Here is a 17,250-nt window from a genome sequence, read left to right on the forward strand (position 1 = left end):
GAGTCTCCAACCGGTGCGAAACGCAGCGACCCACAAGTGTCTAGAGGCGTGGCACACGCCTCTCCATGTCCTACGCAAGTTTTAGAATGGCGTCCGCCGCACTGCGCAAGTGGTTGAGCACTTCCGTGCACGCTGGCTCGGTGTCTGCTCGCGCACCAAGGTATATCTTGATCTTCGGTTCCGTCCCCGACGGCCGAATGGCCAACCAGGCGCCGCCCGCAAACGTGAACTTCAACACGTCCGACTTAGGCAGCGTCAGACGCTCTACCTGCTTGGGTGCGTTACCGCCGGGTTCATAGACGAAGCGTTCAGACGTCTTGTAGTCTTCCTTCGCGACCAGCGAGAGGCCATCCACGGAGACCCCGTGCTTCCGGACCGTATCCATGATACGGGCCATTTTCTCCATGCCATCCACTCCAGGCAGCGTCTCGCTGATCAGTGCCTCCGCAAAGTACCCGACTTCTTCGAACAACTCTCCCAGCACGTCCAACAACGTCTTGCCTTGCGCTTTGTAGAAGGCAGCCATTTGACAGACGAGAAAACAGATTTGCACCGCATCCTTATCCCGCACGAAGTCTGCGGCGAGGTAACCGTAGCTCTCCTCGTAGCCGAAGAGGAACGCGTGGGAACCATCCTGTTGATAATGCGCAATCCGATCCCCGATGTACTTGAACCCCGTCAGGGTATCCTCCACCGTCGCCCCGAACCGCCGCGCGATTTCGGCGCCAAACTCGGACGTCACGATGGTTTTAAACACAATCCCGTTCCCTGGCAAGGTGCCCAACTGTTCCTTCTGAGACAGCCAGAAGTTCACGAGCAGCCCACCGACTTGATTCCCCGTGAGCAACGTGTATTGGCCATCCTTTCCGCGGACGGCAACACCGACTCTATCCACATCGGGGTCCGTCGCGAGGGCAATGTCGGCCGCCTGCGATTCCGCGAGCGCCAGTGCCTCTTTGAATGCCGACCTCTCCTCTGGGTTGGGACTCTTGACGGTCGGGAAGGCCCCATCCGGCTGTTCCTGTGAGGACACGACCGCAACCTGTGTAAATCCCGACCTCGCTAAAACGGATTGAACTGGGACGTTACCCGTTCCGTGCAAGGGTGAGTACACGACATGGAGGGCCGCTCTGGCCTCTTTCGACACGGTCGGCAGCGTCAATGTGTCGAGGACAGTCTGAACGTACGCATCGTCCACAGCGCGGCCAATCCACTGTAACAACCCAGCTGCTTCCGCCTTCGCACGGTCCATCACAGGCACGGAAAACCAGTCTTCCACGCGGTCAATCTGCTGCATGATGGCCGAGGCATCGGATTCGAGAATCTGACAACCGGTTTCATCGTACACCTTGTAGCCGTTGTACTCCGGCGGGTTGTGGCTAGCCGTAATCATGACACCGCCAGCAGCCTGAAGGTGGCGAACTGCGAACGACAACTCAGGAGTTGGGCACAGGTGTTCAAACACGTACGCCTTGATCCCGGCTGCGGCCAACACCAAGCCAACCTCCAGCGCAAACTCGGCAGAATACCTCCGACAGTCGTATCCGACGGCTACACCTCGGTCAGCCCCACCGCGTGCGAGGATGTGTTGAGCCAGCCCCCATGTGGCACGGCGCACCGTATAGATGTTCATGCGATTCGTTCCAGCGCCCAAAATCCCCCGCAAGCCACCGGTGCCAAAGGCAAGTTCCCGGTAAAACCTGTCTTCCAGGTCTTCCGGGTGGCCTTGAAGCGCGGCGAGTTCGGACGCGATGTCCTCTGGATGCTCCGGATATGTCAGCCATTCCATGTACTTCTTCTGCGCATTGTATGTCTGCACGTTGTTTCCCCCAAGAACGGGAGCCTGCCCTTCGGCAGACTCCCTCGCAATATCTTTGATTGTAGCAAATCACATCACGAATTGGCAGCGGCGTCCAACCCAATCAACTGGATGCCGTCCGGAACCGCCGTCGCCGGATAGGCGTGTTCCAAGTCTCCAGCACTCGAGTACAGCAACGCTTGTACCAAGAACGGATGCCCGTACTCATAGGCGACCTCAAACTCCTGCCGCGGCAACGTTCCATCGTTCCCTGTGCCGATGTACCAGTCTCCATCGTAGACAACAGACAGACTGGAAGACGGCTTCTCGGTCAGTCCACTAGGGACAGTGACCGTCCCGTCGCTGTTGCAAACAATGGAGTAGACTTTCCCTTCCTGCAGTCCGGAGATGGTCACTGTCTGTCCTTGACTGTTAATGACGTAGATCTGACTCGGCCCTCCCGGCAAGACCTTCAGTCGCATCGTGAACGAGGAGTCGCTCTGACTTGCCAACTGCTTCAGTTTCTGGGTCACTTCATCCGAGAACTGCTGAAATGATTCACTGAACGTATGCTGGAACGCGTCTGGATCCGAATCGATGGCCTTCACATACTGCATAAATTTGTTCATGCCAAAGCGATTGATCAACTGCTGTACGGCGAAATAGTCCTGGTCCTCTACGTTGTAGTTACCATCGAGCGGATTGGCGGCACCCAGCTTCAAAAGATCGCCCTTTTGTTGGTGTGCGACAATGTCCACCCACTCGTACCACTGTTCACCGTCCAGCAACAGCTCGTCGGGGCTCTGGTCGAGTTCACCAGCAATCCCGTCGGCCCAGGCCACGCCTTCGTTGGCCCAGCTCTCTATCTTGTTGGACACGGTGGCAATCAGCGAATGGGTGAACTCGTGCGCCAAGATGTTCATTCCGTCCACCGATTCGTACGAGGGCATCAACACGCTGATCTTGTTGGTTCCTTCCTCCGCCGCGACCGACTCTTCGGCAATCTGCTTGGCTTCGTCCGCCGAGTACCCTTCGCTGATGAAGTGGTTTTCGTAAGAGCTGGCATTTCCGTAAAGGACAATGTTCATCTTTTCCGACGGCTTCAACCCCGTCCTCGACACATCCAGCGGATAAATGCGTTCAAACAGATCCGCCACGGACTGGAGTTCTTCCTTGGTCACACTGGAATCCGCTGCGGTGACAATCGCGTGGGCAGATTCTACCTTCTCAGCGGTCGCCAATGCCGGAACTTTTACGGTGAGAGACGTCGTCTCCCCTGTGGTGACAAATGGCTGCACAAGGTACAGCGTGTCCGACGCAGTGACAACCGCGTATACTTCGTATGCACCTTCCGGCACAGTGACCGAGAAGGTCCCGTTGGACCCGACTTTTGCGTAGTAGTGTGCATGCGTAATGACATTGCGCAGGGACACCTCCGAAACGGGGTACGATGGCCCCGTGAAGGACAATTTCCCTTGAATGACACTCGTTTTCTGCACATCGGTTGCCGTCACAGGGCTTTGGCCCCCCAGTGCGATGGACTGTCCCGTCCAACCATCGAAGGGGGTCTCCACGCCAATCAAATACCCGCCGACAGCTTGCAGAAATGCATCAAATCGCCCGTTGCTGTCTGTATCCACGACGTGCACGGCGCCGGACGCATCTTCAATGGCGACCTTGCCAACCATCGGCTGGCCATCGGCACCCTCCAGTTGGCCGTCTACATCGACAAACGCGGAGGCCGGAACTGTGACAGCTACGTCGTGCGTCGCGCTCTGTGTCTGCACGGTGATACCCAGCGCCTTGAGGGCATCCGCAGAGGCATACCACGCACTCCCCCACTGCACGAGCGTGGTCGGCTGCGAAGCTGACCCAATCTGCAGCGAGGCGCCTGAGACAATGCGGGGAAGTTGCTGGATAAACAACGCTTTCCCGTTCCACGTGTTCCCTATCCCGTGGGCATTCAGAAACTGTTGCAGGTAGTACACGCCAAAAAACGTCGTTCCATCGCGGCGCAATATGGGAACCGATTTCCACAGGCGCCCGTTTTCTTTGACGTATCCTGTGCCCATGGATGCCTGCGTTGACGCAGGATACACGGTAGCCAAGTGCACCGTAGACGACGTACTGGAACCTGGTTTGAGGTCGACGGTGAGTGTTTGTCTTTTCACGTCGGCCGGGAGTGTGAGGTTCAAAGACTTCCATGTTCCGTCGTAAGACAGTTTGGCTCCGGTGGAAGACGCCAGTGACGATACATTGACGTAAGTGGCGCCGTTGTATGTCATGGTGGGGCAAGCGCTCTGCCGTTTGCCGTTCACCGTAAAGGTTGACAATCCGTCGATGTGCGGCAGTGCATCCACAGACAACGTCTTTCCGTCCCACGTTGTGCCTATCCCGTACACTTTCAATAGTTGTTGCAAGTACCAAATGCCAAAAAACGTCGTTTGATTCGCAGTCACGTACGGCACCGTTCGCCATACTTTGTTGTCCACGTATACAGGACCCGACCTCATGGTGGACGTCACCGCCCACGCTGTCGCCGGGGTCCATGCAGCCCCTCCTGCGGTCGCCAGGGCGCCGGACAACGCAATGGCCGTGAACGTCTTTTTCGCAATCTTCATCATGTACTTCCTCCAAGGTCTGATCCACCGCGACCGGCAGATGTAGAAACTTCGTTGCAAACTCTCTATTGAATTACACATGGAATGAAAAATTCCTATGAACCCTGGCTAGAAATTGATGAGAAGGCGGGGTTCCACCTGGGAAGACACGGCGGGTGTCGACGCGTGACGAAGCTTGACGGGCAGCAGGATTGGAGAGGAGAGACGCGAATCGTAGCGGTAGTAGAGTGGCGTACGTGATCAAAATAAGACACCGCAAGCGAGTGGCCTGCGGTGCTTAGGCGGAGGCAGTCCTACGGCAAGTGGGTTGTTTGATATCCCACCATTGGCTCGGGAACAGTAGGGATGAATATACCAGCTTCCGCAACGACTGCAAATGAAGTCGCGAACAACGTCGCAAATGCCACAAGCCCTAAAACTCTCTTTGTCCATTTCATCAGGCACCACACCTTTCTACGTATTGGGATGGAGGCGACGCCCATGGTGTTCGAGACAGAACGAGAGTTATTCGCACTGATTATCGGCTACCGAGTCCGCGAAGCCCGCATCCGCAAGCACATGTCACAAAGTGAACTCGGGCAGGGATTGGGCAGCCAGTCCATGATCAGCCTGATAGAGAGTGGAAAGCAACTGCCGCCGGCGGACGTGTTGTCCATCCTCGTCGATAGACTGGAGGAACCATTGTTAGCAGAATATGTGCCAGCCCTTCAGTCTGGACGGATAACCATCGCAGACGTCTCCGCATCAAACCACTCTATCCTACTCGACGTGCTCCGGACCCGTCGCGGACGTTGGAACGAAACCCATGGACAGGTCGCGCTTCATCTCTGTTACCACTACTATACGAACCAAATGTTCGAAATAGCACGAGAGTTATCTATCATGATCCGCGAGCATTTGCCCGACCACGTCCCCTTTTACGCGGAAGCCTCGTTTTTGCTAGGCAGTAGTCTGCTGTTTGTTCAGGAATACCAACAGGCGGAGGCGGCCCTGCGGGATGCGGAGAGAAGGGCGGATGCCCTGCGTGAAGACGTACGCGGACGACTGTTTTACAACCTTGGTTACTTGTATACGGAAAACGACGAGCAGGGACTCGCCCTGTGGTACGCGAAAAACGCGGTAGAAACGTTTCATCGAAACCTCGACTTCGGCCGATATAGCAAGTCTCTGGGACTTTTGGGTTGTATTCAAGGCCGGCTTGGGCGGCTCGAAGATGCCCGTGACACATTGGAACTGTGCTACGAAATCTCGGGAAAGTGGGGGATTTCTGAGGTGGACCGTGGCCGCATTGAAGCGACGTTGGCTGGTATCCTTGCTCACCTGGAGCAGTACGAACTTGCCAAGGCTTGGGCGGATCGAGCCAAGCACACATCCGCGTCGTCGGGAGACATTCGCACGCAGTGCACAATGTATTTGGCCTTCGTGCAGATTTATCAACATGAAGGAGACGTGAAACTGGTCGTAGACGCCATTCACAAGTCAGTCCACGCGGCAGAACTGACCAACGACCGCCACCAAATCGCCCAATCCCAACTGATTGCGGCACTGTACCTGCCGGACGAAGACGAGCGGTTGCAGGCGGCGAAACAGGCGTACGAAATCACGGCGGGCACCAATCTGCACATTGAACACGCTTTGGCTGCAGAAGTTCTCGCGCAAATCTACGAACGGCAAAACGTGAAGAGCGAAGCGATACATTACCAAAAGGTTGCGCTGCAGTCATACCGCGACTACATTGAGAAGAACTCCATGTTCAAGGGCATCATCCAGCACCTGCCAAGGCACACCGTTTTATGACTCATAACACGGCCCAATCCGTGGGTCAGCCGCCTCCTGGGCTCCTCGAACGACGCCGTCAGCGCCTGCATTCATCATATCTCTGGCGCAAGGACGTGCCACGTGAGCAGCGAATGTCTCCAGTGGGAAGGAAGTACACCGGCGAGATCCATCCACAATCCTGGAACCCGCCGTGGAGCGCGCGCAGAAAACTTCCCAGTGCTGAATGCGGATCGCGACCGTACTCAGCCAATCCCTTGAATGGAGGCGATACCATTGAAATTCACGAAGCACGACATCTCTACCGCCGCCCGTGTTGCTGACGTTGCATTCGTTGAATCCCCGTCATTGGCCGCCGTCCAGTCTCAATCGTCGAAGGTGCACCGGCCACCTGGTATCCCCGTTCACGCGAAGCAGGTCGGGCACCTTGCCACGGAGCTGCGGATGAACTTTGTGGTCGCACTGAAACTGCGCGACACAGAAGACATGAAGCAGTTCGTGCAAAGCTTGTACGATTCGTCGTCGCCGGATTTTCGCCACTTCCCGAAGCAAGCCGAATTTTCGCTGCGGTTCGGGCCCACGGCGGAACAGTACCACGCTGTGACAGAGTTCTTGACGCTGAACGGCTTCGTCATAACCCATACGTACGACAGCCACCTTGTGGTGGACGTGTCTGGTACCGTGGGAGACATTGAGTGTGCGTTCCAAGTATCTCTGTACGAGTACGTGTTCAACGGGCAATGGTTCTTCGCCCCCGACAAGCGACTGACACTCCCACCGGACGTGGCCGTCCTCATCCAATGTGTGATGGGCCTCGACAACCTGGCCAAGTTGCAGCGGCGCGCGGCAAGGATAGGACTGCCGCCGACCCTGGCAACACGCAGGTTTCGTCCGGCGAAGCGTGTATCGTAAAGGCCGTCGCCTGGTCGCCGTAAATCTGTTGGATGTCAGTCGGGTTGTCGCCATGTTGTCGCCGTCAACCGCGTGACATCCGCACAGACCTTCCACACATCAGCCGCCGTCACGATCCCCCGTGGCGGCGGCTCCTGCCTCGCAGATCACGACAAAATCGTGTATTGTCGAAAGTATCAGTACAACGTATGCAATGTCATAAAGGTGGGACAGTCATGGGCGTGAGAATTGCGGTGGTCACGGTCAGTGATTCGGCGAGCAACGGGGCTCGAACCGTCGATGTCAGCGGAGACACGGCACAACAGATGCTTGAGGGCGCAGGGTTCACTGTCGCCGTTCGAGAAGTGGTACCCGATGAGCGTTTCGTCATTGCACAGACCCTGCGTCGGCTGTGCGCGTTGGAAGACATCTCCTGCGTCATCACGACCGGCGGGACGGGGATTGGACCAAGGGACGTCACACCCGAAGCCACGCTCGACGTGATTGACAAATCGCTTCCTGGCATTGCGGAGGCCATGCGGGCGGAGAGTTTGAAAAAGACGCCGTTCGCGATGTTGTCTCGACAAGTCGCAGGGGTGTGCAACCGCACGCTCATTGTCAACCTGCCCGGTAGTCCCAAGGCGGTGGCAGAATGTTTAGATGTCGTACTCCCGGTGTTGAGACATGCCGTTCAGCTCATGGCTGGGAACACGTCGCACCGTGAGACGCCGTGACATCTGTATCACGACCCAGGTGCCAAGAAGGAGCAAATGGACTGAATCACTTCCTGCTCCCACTCCATCTTGTTGAAGGTGTGATCCGCCCCTTCCAACAGCCGTAGTTCCGCACGGTCACCGTACACCTGGTCTTTGTAGTTCTGCGACACCTGATACGGAACCGTTTCGTCACCGGTTCCATGCACAATGAGCACGTGTCCGGTATACGGTTTGGCTCTCTCAAACGGGTCCACTGCGGCGATGTCGGCCGCGAAGTTGAAGCCGACGAGGTTCCCGGCGTAATCGAAATACCCCCGCGAGACATCGACATCAGGGTGGGATGCCATGGCGCGCACGTACTGTGGCATACTTCCCGCTGGAGCCAGCAGCACCAGCCTATGTACATCATCCGGTCTCTCCGCAGCGACGAGGCTTGCGACCAACCCACCCATGCTGAGGCCAATCAAGCTGATGCGGGACGCATCTACCCGCGGGTCTGCTTGGACGCTGTCTAAAATCGCGTGCGCTTCCGCCACTTCTCCCGAGAGGGTCATGTTTTCAAAATCCCCGTCACTTTCGCCGCTGCCAGAAAAATCGTAGCGAAAGCTGGCAATTCCAAGGCGCTCCAACGCACGAGAGATTTTGAGAAACATTCGGTGTGGCTCCAACTTGGTCCCTGTGAATCCGTGGAACAGGATGGCAGCAGGAACAGGCTCCTGCGACGGTGTGTCAGGGATGTGCTCCATTCCCCGTAATGTCAAACCGTTGTGGATGAGCGTAATGGCGTTTTGCATGACGTGGCACCTCCAATTTGTGATAGCGAGCGATTTGCAACATTCCTCTTGAGCGGTTCAGCGCGACGAGATGTTGCCCGCGTTTTGCAAATCGCTGATAGCAGACATCAGTGACAGGCACGCAGGAGGGTCAGCGCGTCAACACTCTGCAAACTGAAGGGAGGGGAAAACGCCTTGAAGGTTTTCCGCCACTGTCCGGCTGAGAACGTGGTACCCTTCTGCGGTCGGATGAATTCCGTCCTCACTGAGCAGTCCATCCAGGTCCCCTGCTTCTTTGAATGCGGAACGAACGTCAATCATCAACACGTCCAAGCTTTCCGCCAACTGCTGCAGCGCTCGGTTGTAGAGTCCGTGCCAGTGTTTAATGCCGCCACACAGCGCAATCCAGTGCGCAATGGCCGAACCGTACTGCTTCGCCAACATTCGATAATACCTCGCAGGATCCAGTGGGATCAGGTTCAAAAACACTGGAACAGCCCCCGCATCGCGGATCTTTTCCGCCAAATGAGCCAGGTTGTCCAAGTACCGCGGGAGCGGAACAATGGTCTCATGTTCGTCATTCGGACGCTCTGCGACCTCTTCCCAGCGGAAGTTACAGTCGTTTCCGCCGATTGCAATCAGCACGCAATCCGGATGATGGCTCAGCACGTCTTTCTCCAGTCGGGCGACCAACAAGTCCGAGTTGTCGTTGAAAACCCCCTGGTTTACGACCTCCGCCCAGGACCCAAGCGCCTTTTGCAACAAAGCTGGGTAGTTTTCGCGGACAATCCGCAGCCGTCCTTTCACGTACGAAATCCCGCGTGTGACACTGTCTCCAAAGCAAACGATGTTCATGGTAACGCCCCCTGCTCCAACGCCATCACAGTTAGTCTACCATGAACGGCCACGAGTCACGGGATTCTCGACGGGCCATTTGCAACATTCCGCTCACATCGTTCGTCGCGATGTTCAAACCACGAACAAAAAATGACCAGTAGTGCCGTTTTCCGACACTCTGGCCATCGGGAAATGCGGTGTTCACAAACGGGGTGGCGTCTCACCATCCGCTTTGCCGGAGGTCCGCTCCGGTGATGCTTGTGGATGGTGGGTCCCGGTCACTGGAGGTAGTTCTTCACACGTTGGTAGACTTGCTCCGGCGAGAGTCCGTCGCAGGACACGATAGGAATGTCCGCAATGATGTCCTCCATACCCATGATGTTTTTATCCGCACCGGTGATGCACATGCAGGCCGCCTGTTGCGCGACCGCGCTGCCGTCATTGTCAACATCTAACACTTGACAACCCTGCTGCTCCAGGTATTGTTTCACAGGTTCCAATCCACGTTCTACAGCGACTGCTTTCACTTTGTCGAGCCTCCCTTGCAATATCGCGAACTCGACAATCAATGTCTCCCAAAGCGTCCAAAGTTATGCAGTGACGTTGACCCTTCAAGTGATTAGGCACCGAGTTTGACAACACCGCTTGAAGAAGAGCCAATGATGCCTGCGGGATACGCGCGCCGAACGGCTGTGGCAATCACGGCGGTCACAAACGCTTTGGCAATGTCCCCAGGGAGGAATGGATAGCAACCCGCCACCATCGCCTTGGACATGGACATCTTCGCCACCGCTGCCAGCCATGGCACGCCAATCACATATGTGAACAAAGCACCGAATACGGTGATGACGACAAATGAAAGAATGAAGTTCAGAACGGTGTTCTTAGCTTTCAGTCGCGAAAGGACCAAGCCGGTCAACAACGCATTGAACGGCCAAGCGATGATGTACCCACCAGTGGGACCGAGCAGGTGAGAAATACCACCGGATCCGCCAAGCATGGGCACGCCGATGGCTGTCAACAGAATCACCAGGAAAATACTGAAAAACCCGTACAAAGGTCCGAGCAGCGCCCCTGCCAGCATCGGTACAATGTTTTCAAGAACGACCGGTACTGGGCTCCATGGAATTGGAATCTGCACAAAGCTGAAAACCGCCAATAATGCCGCAAACAGTGCACTTAAGACAATGCCACGTGTCTTCATTGCGTATCTCCTTCCTCTTTGTTAACTTGTATTCATAATCAAGTTAACAATTTCGTTGATAGAATACACACTGCAGATGCAAAAGGCAATAGGAGGACGTATGTCGATTCATATCTCGTGCAAGGACGTCAGCGTCGCTTACGCCCGCGATGGCCAGGTCGAGTACGCCTTGCGGGATTTCACCGTGGCGATTCCACGCGGCCAATGGGTGGCTGTTGTCGGCACCAACGGAAGCGGTAAATCCACGTTGGGCCGCGTACTCTCCGGATTATGCCCGATTTCCCGCGGGGACGTCGTGATTTCTCCAAGCGACCAGGGTCATTCGAAAGTGGGCTTGGTGTTTCAAGACCCGAATGCGCAAATCGTCGGTCAAACGGTGTCTGAGGACATCGCGTTTGGCCTGGAGAACATCGGAACCCCTCCGCACGACATCCCGAACCGCGTGGCGGCTGCTTTATCGGCGGTTGGACTGCGGGTCTCTCCGGATACGCCCGTGGAAACTTTGTCCGGAGGGCAGAAACAACTGCTCTGCGTGGCGGCAACGCTGGCCATGCGCCCGACAGGCATTGTCTTTGACGAGGTGACTGCCATGCAAAGTCCCCGCATTCGCTTGGCGTTATTACAAGTTGCCAAGCGCCTGCGAGACGAAGGTGTCACTGTCCTCTGGGTCACGCAATGGCTTGACGAGCTGGCCTACGCTGACCGAGTGATTGCGCTCGACCGCGGCCACAAAGTCTATGACGGGCCGGTGCGCGCGTTCTTCGAGCGGATGCACGGCCAGCCGAGCGCTTGTGAACTACTCGGATTTTCTCGACCATTCGTCGTGGAAGTCGCCGACGAGTTGCGAAACGCTGGTATGGAACTGACAGACCTGCCCCTGACGCCAGAGGCGCTGGCCAAGGCGGTGATGGCGCGATGACCATCACCCTGCAAAACCTGTCGGTGGCTGCCACAGGAGCACACCAACGGCTCATCCTACAAAACCTGTCCGCCACGTTTGCGGATGGTCAGATTATCCTGGTGATAGGCGAGCCAGGCTCCGGAAAATCGACTTTGTTACAAGCCATCTCCGGCCTGCTTCCTCTGGCCTCGGGCAACATTCTGTACGACGGAACACCGCTGTGGACGGGCAGCAAGGTCAATGGCACAGTTCTCTTTGATATCGGCGTAGTTTTTCAACACCCAGAGGCACAGTTGTTCGCGGAGACCGTGGACAAAGAGTTGCGTTACTCACTGCACCCTTACAAGATGTCCCATGCCGATGCAAAGCAGCGAATGGAGCAATCCCTAATGGATGTTCAACTGTCCCGCGACGTGTTGCCCAAGTTCCCGCTGGTCCTGAGTGGTGGACAGAAGCGCCGGGTTGCGCTCGCCTCGACTTGGGTGACCGAGCCCGCCTGGTTGTTCCTCGATGAACCGACCGCAGGGCTCGATCCGCAGGCCACCCGACACCTGGTCGACTACCTGGTTCAACAGCGGGATGAGCGAAAAGAGCACGGTTGCATTGTCGTCGCCACACACGATTTGGACGCCCTGTTGCCCATTGCGGATCAGGTGCTGATTCTCAAGCAAGGAACAGTGACAGCCGTGTGCACGCCGCAAGAGCTCTATCAGAAACCGGACATCCTGCTGGAGAGCGGTGTTGGACTACCGAGCGCGATGGCCGTTGCTGAAGCGCTGCGCCAGCGTGGAATACGACTGCCTGCGGTTCCAACCAACCCAGCCGACTTTGCGCACGCGCTGCTCGAAGTAGTGCAACCGCAACCGGTCATGGCGGGCGTTGGTGGACCTGCTCTGACACAAGGAATCTCGAAACAAATTCGCCGTCAAACGGCCGCGGTACACGTGACGCAGGAACCCGCGATGAGTCCAGTCGGCGATGGGTCAGCGCATGGAGTGGCTTCCAATCACTCCGTTCAGTTCCCTGATACGGCATTCTTCGACGACGTACTTCCATCGGGCGGTTCTGGACGCAAGACATGGCTGCAACAAACCGATGTTCGCGCAAAATGGCTATCGTACCTGGTGGTGTCCGTGGCCATTCTCGCGCAGCACTCGGTACCCGGGTATCTGCTCGGCGCCGCGCTGATCATCGGCGTTGTCGCAACGTCTGGCGTCTCCTTGCAGCAGTACCGCATCGCGCTCCCATTTCTCGTGATGTTGTCCTTTTCCGTCGCACTGTCCGGGCTGCGATTCGGTGATGGAGCAGGCGGGTTCGGGATTGGTTACGCTTGGTCTAGAGGGCTACACACGTTCCTCGCGTTCTATAAAATTCTGTTGATCCTTATACTCAGCGTGCCACTGACCACCACCACAACGACGCTGGAAATCAAACAAGGTCTGGAGCGGCTCTGGGGGTGGAAGTGGAGGCCCGCCATCGTGGAAGCCATCACACTCGGCGCGGCACTGACGTTGCGCTTCATCCCTCTGATGTGGGGAGAGTGGCAGCGATTCTCCCGCATTGTTCGAGCGCGAGCCAAGTCCTCTGCGCGGTTTGGACGGATTCGCTTGCGGGATGTCCCAGCGATTGTGGTACCGCTGCTCCTGTCCGTCGTCCAGATGGGAGATACCTTGGCCACCGCCATGGAAGCCCGCGGATATGCGGCGTCCGAGCGCAGTCACACGCGCCCTGCCACCATGCCGTGGAAACGCCGAGACGTAACCGTGGCAGGACTGAGCCTACTTTTGTGTGTACTGCTGTTTGCAGTGAGCCGATTCACGTGACAAGCCGACCATGGGGCATCCCGTGGTCGGCTTTTGTCTCACCTGATTTGTTTCAGTAATTTTCAAATATAACGACAAACAACGGATTCAGCACAATACAAAGCGCTCGTTTATCACATTACGCGCCAGAGGACATGCTTGCGTAGATTTCATCAAACAGAGTCGCTTCCTCAAAGTCGGCTTTGGTCAGCCCACCCTGGTGCCACGTGGTCAGGCGCAAGGTTACAAACTTGTAGTCAATCGCGATGAATGGATGATGATTCTTGACTTCAGCAATGTCAGCCACCGCATTGGCAAACGCCATCGCATTGCGAAACGACTCGAACCGGTAACGCCGGACAATGCTCTTCTGATCCAGGGTCCAATCGGCGACCTTGGCCAGTTCCTGAGCAATTTCACTTTCCGTCAACTTCACGTCTCATCCCTCCGTTCCTTGAGATGGATATGAAGTACACACCTGCGGCATGTCAGCGTTTGGCTTGGCTGTCCCTACAGCCTTGCGACTCCCCCACAAGTTCACGATGATGACACCGACCAGTGCGACCATGCCACCAACGATAGAGAGCGCGGTGGGGATTTCACCAAGCCAGATCCAACCAATCAGAATGGCGAGAACAGGAGTGATGTACAAGGAGCTGGTGACCCCTGCGGTCTTCCCACTGGACAGGGCAATCGCCCACGCCACGTAGGCAATCGCTGCCGGGAACACGCCGATGTAGATGCCGGACCAGGTCGCGGCAGCAGTTGCGTGCGTCACATCGTGCCAAAACCCAGGTAAAAAGACGAGCATTGGCACTGTGCCAGTCCAGGTAAAGTACGCGGTCAGGTCAATCGCCGAATAGCGCGCAAACAACGGCTTTTGAAATACAAAAAACATAGAAGTCGCAAGCGCAGACAACAAAATCAGCAGCGCACCTTTCGTAAATCCTGGATGTTCCCCGGATCCAAACGTAATCAAAGCAATGCCTGCAAAGCCGAGTAAAATCCCGAACCATCCCGTTCCACTCAAGCGCTCTCCGAGCACAACGGCCGCAATGAGCGCTGTGATTGCCGGGGCCGCCGCAATCAGGAGGCTCGCCGTCCCGGAAGGGACCGTCATCTCGCCAAACGTCAAGGCAATGTGGTAAATCGAAATGCCGCAAACACCGAGCCCAATCACCCGCGGCCAATCTTTGCGTTCGGGAACTTTCACCTTGCGTACCAGCGCGTACACCACAAACACCAGTGACGCACTGAGAAAGCGCAACAAAACGAGATGCCCAGGAGAATAGCCTCCGAACAAGCCGGCACGGATGCCAGCGAACGCCGAAGACCAGAATACCAACGTCACCGCCACTGCAAGAAGCGTCTTCATTTGCAACTGCTCCACCCCATGTCTCTAAACTCCCACACACATTTGCATCCTATCATACTTCTTTCGGATGAGCTGTTACGATGTACATGGTTTCGTGGTATCCTTGAGTCATCCATGTTCTGGGGGTCGTTTTATGGATGCAATTCTGGCGGCTCTAAAAGAAATGCAAGAACAAATGAATTCTCGGTTTGACCAGATGGATTCCCGTCTGAATCAAATGGAGTCCCGTCTTGACCGTATTGACCGAGAACTAATTGAGTTACGCAATGAAATCAAGATCACCCAGCAGGCCGTACTCGACACCAACGAACAATTGCTGTCTGAGATACGTGATGTTAAACAACGGTTAGACCTACATCGCCAGAAGTTCACATTTCTAGAAGAAGAGATTCACATACTGAAGGCAAATCAATGATCACCTGCACGGTGGTCTTTTTGTCACCTCAATGAGAAAACAGAAACGTGGACAGAGACAATCCCAGTGTATCCATGATGACACTGGGATTGTCTCTGTATGCTTGTGCGTACAGGGGAACCTACCGGGCAGAGCTGGTCGGGACACTTGTGCTCTCTTCCGCCAAGCCCTGTACCAGAACCTCTGCAACTTCCGGCCTCGTGAATTTTGTGGATGGCTTATCGCCTGCGCGTAGAATGGCGCGTACGTTCGTACCAGACAAAATGTACCTATCCTCAGCACGATGGGGACACGTTTTCTCGGACGCCATGCCGTCACACTTGTGACAGTAGAAGCTGTTTTCGAAGAACAGCGGTGTAATGCCGAGCTCCTGCGGCGAAAAGTGGCTGAATATCTTCTGGGCATCGTACGTAGCGTAGTAGTTGCCCACGCCCGCGTGGTCGCGTCCGACAATGAAATGCGTGCAACCGTAGTTCTTGCGGACCAGTGCGTGGAAAACCGCCTCCCGAGGCCCTGCGTACCGCATGGCTCCGGGGTACACAGCAAAAAACACCCGGTTCACCGGATAGTAGTGTTTCAACAGAACCTGGTAACTTTTCATCCGTACGGTCGCAGGGATGTCGTCCGGTTTCGTCTCGCCCACCAGCGGGTTCAGAAACAGTCCATCGACGATTTCCAGCGCGGACTTCTGAATATACTCATGTGCGCGATGTACGGGGTTGCGCGTCTGAAAACCGACAACGGTTCGCCAGCCGCGCGCTGAAAACGCAATACGCGTATGAACAGGATCCAGGTAGTACGTTGCAAACTCTGCCGGTTCCACGCGATTGACGAGCCAGATGGGGCCAGCCGCGTAATAGGGAGGACGGGAGAGAAGTCGTTGCACCCCAGGATGCGCCTCGTCTGTGGTGCCAAACACGGCTTGCGCCTCCCAGGTCTTGTCGTACCGAAAGACCTCCTCCACCTCCATGATCCCGTAGACAGCGCCATCCTGCCCGGTCAAAGCCACTCGTTCGTGCAGTGCAATCTGCTGTGCCTGTTCCTCGGTGATGGGCAAGGTCACTGGAATCGTCCATATTTCTCCGCTGACGAGGCGCATTCGCTCGAGAATGCTCTCCCAGTCCTTTTTCCCCACAAAGCCAGTCAACGGCGAAAAGGCACCAACGCCAATCAACTCTAAGTCTGACAGCGACCAGTTGTCCAACGGAATCTTCTTATAGTAAACAGCGTCCTCGAGTGCAGCGCGCCGCAGTGCGCCCGTTAGTTGTCGCTGCACCAATGTCCCGCCGTGAGCGGCAATCAGATCCGACATGACGATTTCCCCTTCCCATAGCAAAATGCGCAAGCCAAGACACCACAGCGAGCTGCCGCGGCATCATCTGCGGTACAGACCGCTCATTTGTGCAATCCGCACTCTATCTTTTCAAATCCAGCCCAGCGGCCACTGCGTGGATTGCCTCCCGATGTTACGGGTGCGGTGCAGTGCCTGCAACCAATGCTCGGATATCCGACGTCATGCAGCGGATTGTAGGGGACGCCGTGCGCGTGCAAGTAGGTCCACACGTCTTCGTGCGACCAACGAACCAAGGGATTGACTTTCAACAGATGAAACTTGGCGTCCCATTCCACCGGCTTTGCGTGTTTGCGCATGGGTGTCTGTTCTCTCCGAATACCGGTAATCCACGCGTCATATCCACTCAGGGTGCGCTTCAACGGTTGGACCTTGCGAAGGTTGCAGCACAGATTCGGATCCCGCTTCCACAGTTCCTCTCCGTGGTGCATTGCTTGTTCCGCTAAGGTCAAGTCCGACTTCACTCGAATGAGGTGCGCAATACCGTATCGGGCGACGGATTGTTCAATGAGTTGATAAGTCTCTGAAAACAAAACATCGGTGTCCAGGTAGAACACGTGAGTTTCCGGGCGAATTTTCATAATCATGTCTAGCAGCACCATATCCTCGGCGCCGAAACTGCAGGCAAACGTAATATTCGGAGCTCGCTCAAACGCCCCTCGCAAGATGTCTTGCGCCGACCTGCACTCGTATTCCTCGGCGAGACTCGAGAGTTGACGTTGGTCGTACATTGTTCCGTGTTCCAATCGTTCACACCCCGTATCCATGAAGTTTACATTCACACGGCGGA

General features: G+C 56.0%; 17 protein-coding genes. 6 read left to right on the forward strand and 11 right to left on the reverse strand.

The genetic code is table 11. The annotated features are described in order from the left end of the window. Positions 1-70: 70 nt before the first annotated feature. The 3 genes from YWK_RS0111220 to YWK_RS22250 all read right to left on the reverse strand — a co-directional run bounded on the left by YWK_RS0111220 (position 71) and on the right by YWK_RS22250 (position 4,856). Positions 71-1,819 carry a phospho-sugar mutase gene (locus YWK_RS0111220; RefSeq protein ID WP_026964870.1) on the reverse strand — a complete coding sequence of 583 codons (1,749 nt, stop codon included), beginning with the start codon at positions 1,817-1,819 and terminating at the stop codon, positions 71-73. 74 nt (positions 1,820-1,893) lie between these two features. Continuing rightward, positions 1,894-4,422, reverse strand: a complete 2,529-nt coding sequence (locus tag YWK_RS0111225) for a hypothetical protein (RefSeq protein WP_026964871.1) — start codon at positions 4,420-4,422, stop codon at positions 1,894-1,896. A 290-nt stretch (positions 4,423-4,712) separates the two neighbouring features. Beyond that, positions 4,713-4,856, reverse strand: a complete 144-nt coding sequence (locus YWK_RS22250) for a hypothetical protein (RefSeq protein WP_211231400.1) — start codon at positions 4,854-4,856, stop codon at positions 4,713-4,715. A gap of 43 nt (positions 4,857-4,899) precedes the next feature. Here YWK_RS22250 and YWK_RS0111230 point away from each other — a divergent pair, with 43 nt between their 5' ends. From YWK_RS0111230 to YWK_RS0111240, 3 genes are all read left to right on the forward strand, one after another. Continuing rightward, positions 4,900-6,216, forward strand: coding sequence for a helix-turn-helix domain-containing protein (locus YWK_RS0111230; protein ID WP_026964872.1), 1,317 nt, complete (start codon positions 4,900-4,902; stop codon positions 6,214-6,216). Positions 6,217-6,471: 255 nt separating this feature from the next. Continuing rightward, entirely contained in the window at positions 6,472-7,107 is a 636-nt protein-coding gene (locus tag YWK_RS0111235) for a protease pro-enzyme activation domain-containing protein (protein ID WP_026964873.1), read from the forward strand. 215 nt (positions 7,108-7,322) lie between these two features. Continuing rightward, entirely contained in the window at positions 7,323-7,820 is a 498-nt protein-coding gene (locus YWK_RS0111240; protein WP_026964874.1) for a MogA/MoaB family molybdenum cofactor biosynthesis protein, read from the forward strand. An 8-nt stretch (positions 7,821-7,828) separates the two neighbouring features. On the opposite strand, the gene YWK_RS0111245 is transcribed toward YWK_RS0111240, so the two are convergent. From YWK_RS0111245 to YWK_RS0111260, 4 genes are all read right to left on the reverse strand, one after another. After that, complete coding sequence (locus YWK_RS0111245; RefSeq protein WP_026964875.1) at positions 7,829-8,596, reverse strand: alpha/beta hydrolase family protein; 768 nt, start codon at positions 8,594-8,596, stop codon at positions 7,829-7,831. Positions 8,597-8,734: 138 nt separating this feature from the next. Then, entirely contained in the window at positions 8,735-9,430 is a 696-nt protein-coding gene (locus YWK_RS0111250) for an SGNH/GDSL hydrolase family protein (protein ID WP_026964876.1), read from the reverse strand. 260 nt (positions 9,431-9,690) lie between these two features. Continuing rightward, positions 9,691-9,939 (reverse strand): YkuS family protein, encoded by a 249-nt coding sequence (locus YWK_RS0111255; protein WP_026964877.1) that lies wholly within the window; start codon positions 9,937-9,939, stop codon positions 9,691-9,693. 92 nt (positions 9,940-10,031) lie between these two features. Next, positions 10,032-10,616, reverse strand: coding sequence for a biotin transporter BioY (locus YWK_RS0111260; RefSeq protein ID WP_026964878.1), 585 nt, complete (start codon positions 10,614-10,616; stop codon positions 10,032-10,034). A 100-nt stretch (positions 10,617-10,716) separates the two neighbouring features. Here YWK_RS0111260 and YWK_RS0111265 point away from each other — a divergent pair, with 100 nt between their 5' ends. Continuing rightward, complete coding sequence (locus YWK_RS0111265) at positions 10,717-11,535, forward strand: ATP-binding cassette domain-containing protein (RefSeq protein ID WP_026964879.1); 819 nt, start codon at positions 10,717-10,719, stop codon at positions 11,533-11,535. Continuing rightward, a complete protein-coding gene (locus YWK_RS0111270; protein WP_026964880.1) occupies positions 11,532-13,340 on the forward strand; it encodes an ATP-binding cassette domain-containing protein in 1,809 nt (602 codons plus the stop codon). Before YWK_RS0111265 ends, YWK_RS0111270 begins: the two co-directional genes overlap by 4 nt. Before the next feature lie 118 nt (positions 13,341-13,458). Here YWK_RS0111270 and YWK_RS0111275 read toward each other — a convergent pair whose 3' ends face one another. Then, a complete protein-coding gene (locus YWK_RS0111275) occupies positions 13,459-13,755 on the reverse strand; it encodes a 4a-hydroxytetrahydrobiopterin dehydratase (RefSeq protein WP_026964881.1) in 297 nt (98 codons plus the stop codon). Between the two features lie 3 nt (positions 13,756-13,758). Continuing rightward, positions 13,759-14,694 carry a DMT family transporter gene (locus tag YWK_RS19555; RefSeq protein WP_051375516.1) on the reverse strand — a complete coding sequence of 312 codons (936 nt, stop codon included), beginning with the start codon at positions 14,692-14,694 and terminating at the stop codon, positions 13,759-13,761. Between the two features lie 133 nt (positions 14,695-14,827). Here YWK_RS19555 and YWK_RS0111285 point away from each other — a divergent pair, with 133 nt between their 5' ends. Continuing rightward, positions 14,828-15,109 carry a hypothetical protein gene (locus tag YWK_RS0111285; protein ID WP_026964882.1) on the forward strand — a complete coding sequence of 94 codons (282 nt, stop codon included), beginning with the start codon at positions 14,828-14,830 and terminating at the stop codon, positions 15,107-15,109. A 121-nt stretch (positions 15,110-15,230) separates the two neighbouring features. Here YWK_RS0111285 and sat read toward each other — a convergent pair whose 3' ends face one another. Then, on the reverse strand, positions 15,231-16,421 hold the full coding sequence (gene sat, locus YWK_RS0111290; RefSeq protein WP_026964883.1) for a sulfate adenylyltransferase: 1,191 nt from the start codon (positions 16,419-16,421) through the stop codon (positions 15,231-15,233). An 83-nt stretch (positions 16,422-16,504) separates the two neighbouring features. Further along, positions 16,505-17,191, reverse strand: a complete 687-nt coding sequence (locus tag YWK_RS0111295) for a phosphoadenylyl-sulfate reductase (protein ID WP_026964884.1) — start codon at positions 17,189-17,191, stop codon at positions 16,505-16,507. Between the last annotated feature and the right edge of the window lie 59 nt (positions 17,192-17,250).

The sequence above is a fragment of the Alicyclobacillus pomorum DSM 14955 genome (genome assembly GCF_000472905.1).
In the GTDB taxonomy this organism is placed as follows: domain Bacteria; phylum Bacillota; class Bacilli; order Alicyclobacillales; family Alicyclobacillaceae; genus Alicyclobacillus_A; species Alicyclobacillus_A pomorum.

Excerpts from the sequence above, each read along its gene's own strand:
- YWK_RS0111265 (WP_026964879.1), top strand. The coding sequence starts at position 10,717 with ATGTCGATTCATATCTCGTGCAAGGACGTCAGCGTCGCTTACGCCCGC.
- YWK_RS0111245 (WP_026964875.1), bottom strand. The coding sequence starts at position 8,596 with ATGCAAAACGCCATTACGCTCATCCACAACGGTTTGACATTACGGGGA.
- YWK_RS19555 (WP_051375516.1), bottom strand. The coding sequence starts at position 14,694 with ATGAAGACGCTTCTTGCAGTGGCGGTGACGTTGGTATTCTGGTCTTCG.
- YWK_RS0111230 (WP_026964872.1), top strand. The coding sequence starts at position 4,900 with ATGGTGTTCGAGACAGAACGAGAGTTATTCGCACTGATTATCGGCTAC.
- YWK_RS22250 (WP_211231400.1), bottom strand. The coding sequence starts at position 4,856 with ATGAAATGGACAAAGAGAGTTTTAGGGCTTGTGGCATTTGCGACGTTG.
- YWK_RS0111240 (WP_026964874.1), top strand. The coding sequence starts at position 7,323 with ATGGGCGTGAGAATTGCGGTGGTCACGGTCAGTGATTCGGCGAGCAAC.
- YWK_RS0111250 (WP_026964876.1), bottom strand. The coding sequence starts at position 9,430 with ATGAACATCGTTTGCTTTGGAGACAGTGTCACACGCGGGATTTCGTAC.
- YWK_RS0111225 (WP_026964871.1), bottom strand. The coding sequence starts at position 4,422 with ATGATGAAGATTGCGAAAAAGACGTTCACGGCCATTGCGTTGTCCGGC.
- YWK_RS0111270 (WP_026964880.1), top strand. The coding sequence starts at position 11,532 with ATGACCATCACCCTGCAAAACCTGTCGGTGGCTGCCACAGGAGCACAC.
- YWK_RS0111260 (WP_026964878.1), bottom strand. The coding sequence starts at position 10,616 with ATGAAGACACGTGGCATTGTCTTAAGTGCACTGTTTGCGGCATTATTG.
- YWK_RS0111285 (WP_026964882.1), top strand. The coding sequence starts at position 14,828 with ATGGATGCAATTCTGGCGGCTCTAAAAGAAATGCAAGAACAAATGAAT.
- YWK_RS0111295 (WP_026964884.1), bottom strand. The coding sequence starts at position 17,191 with ATGTACGACCAACGTCAACTCTCGAGTCTCGCCGAGGAATACGAGTGC.
- sat (WP_026964883.1), bottom strand. The coding sequence starts at position 16,421 with ATGTCGGATCTGATTGCCGCTCACGGCGGGACATTGGTGCAGCGACAA.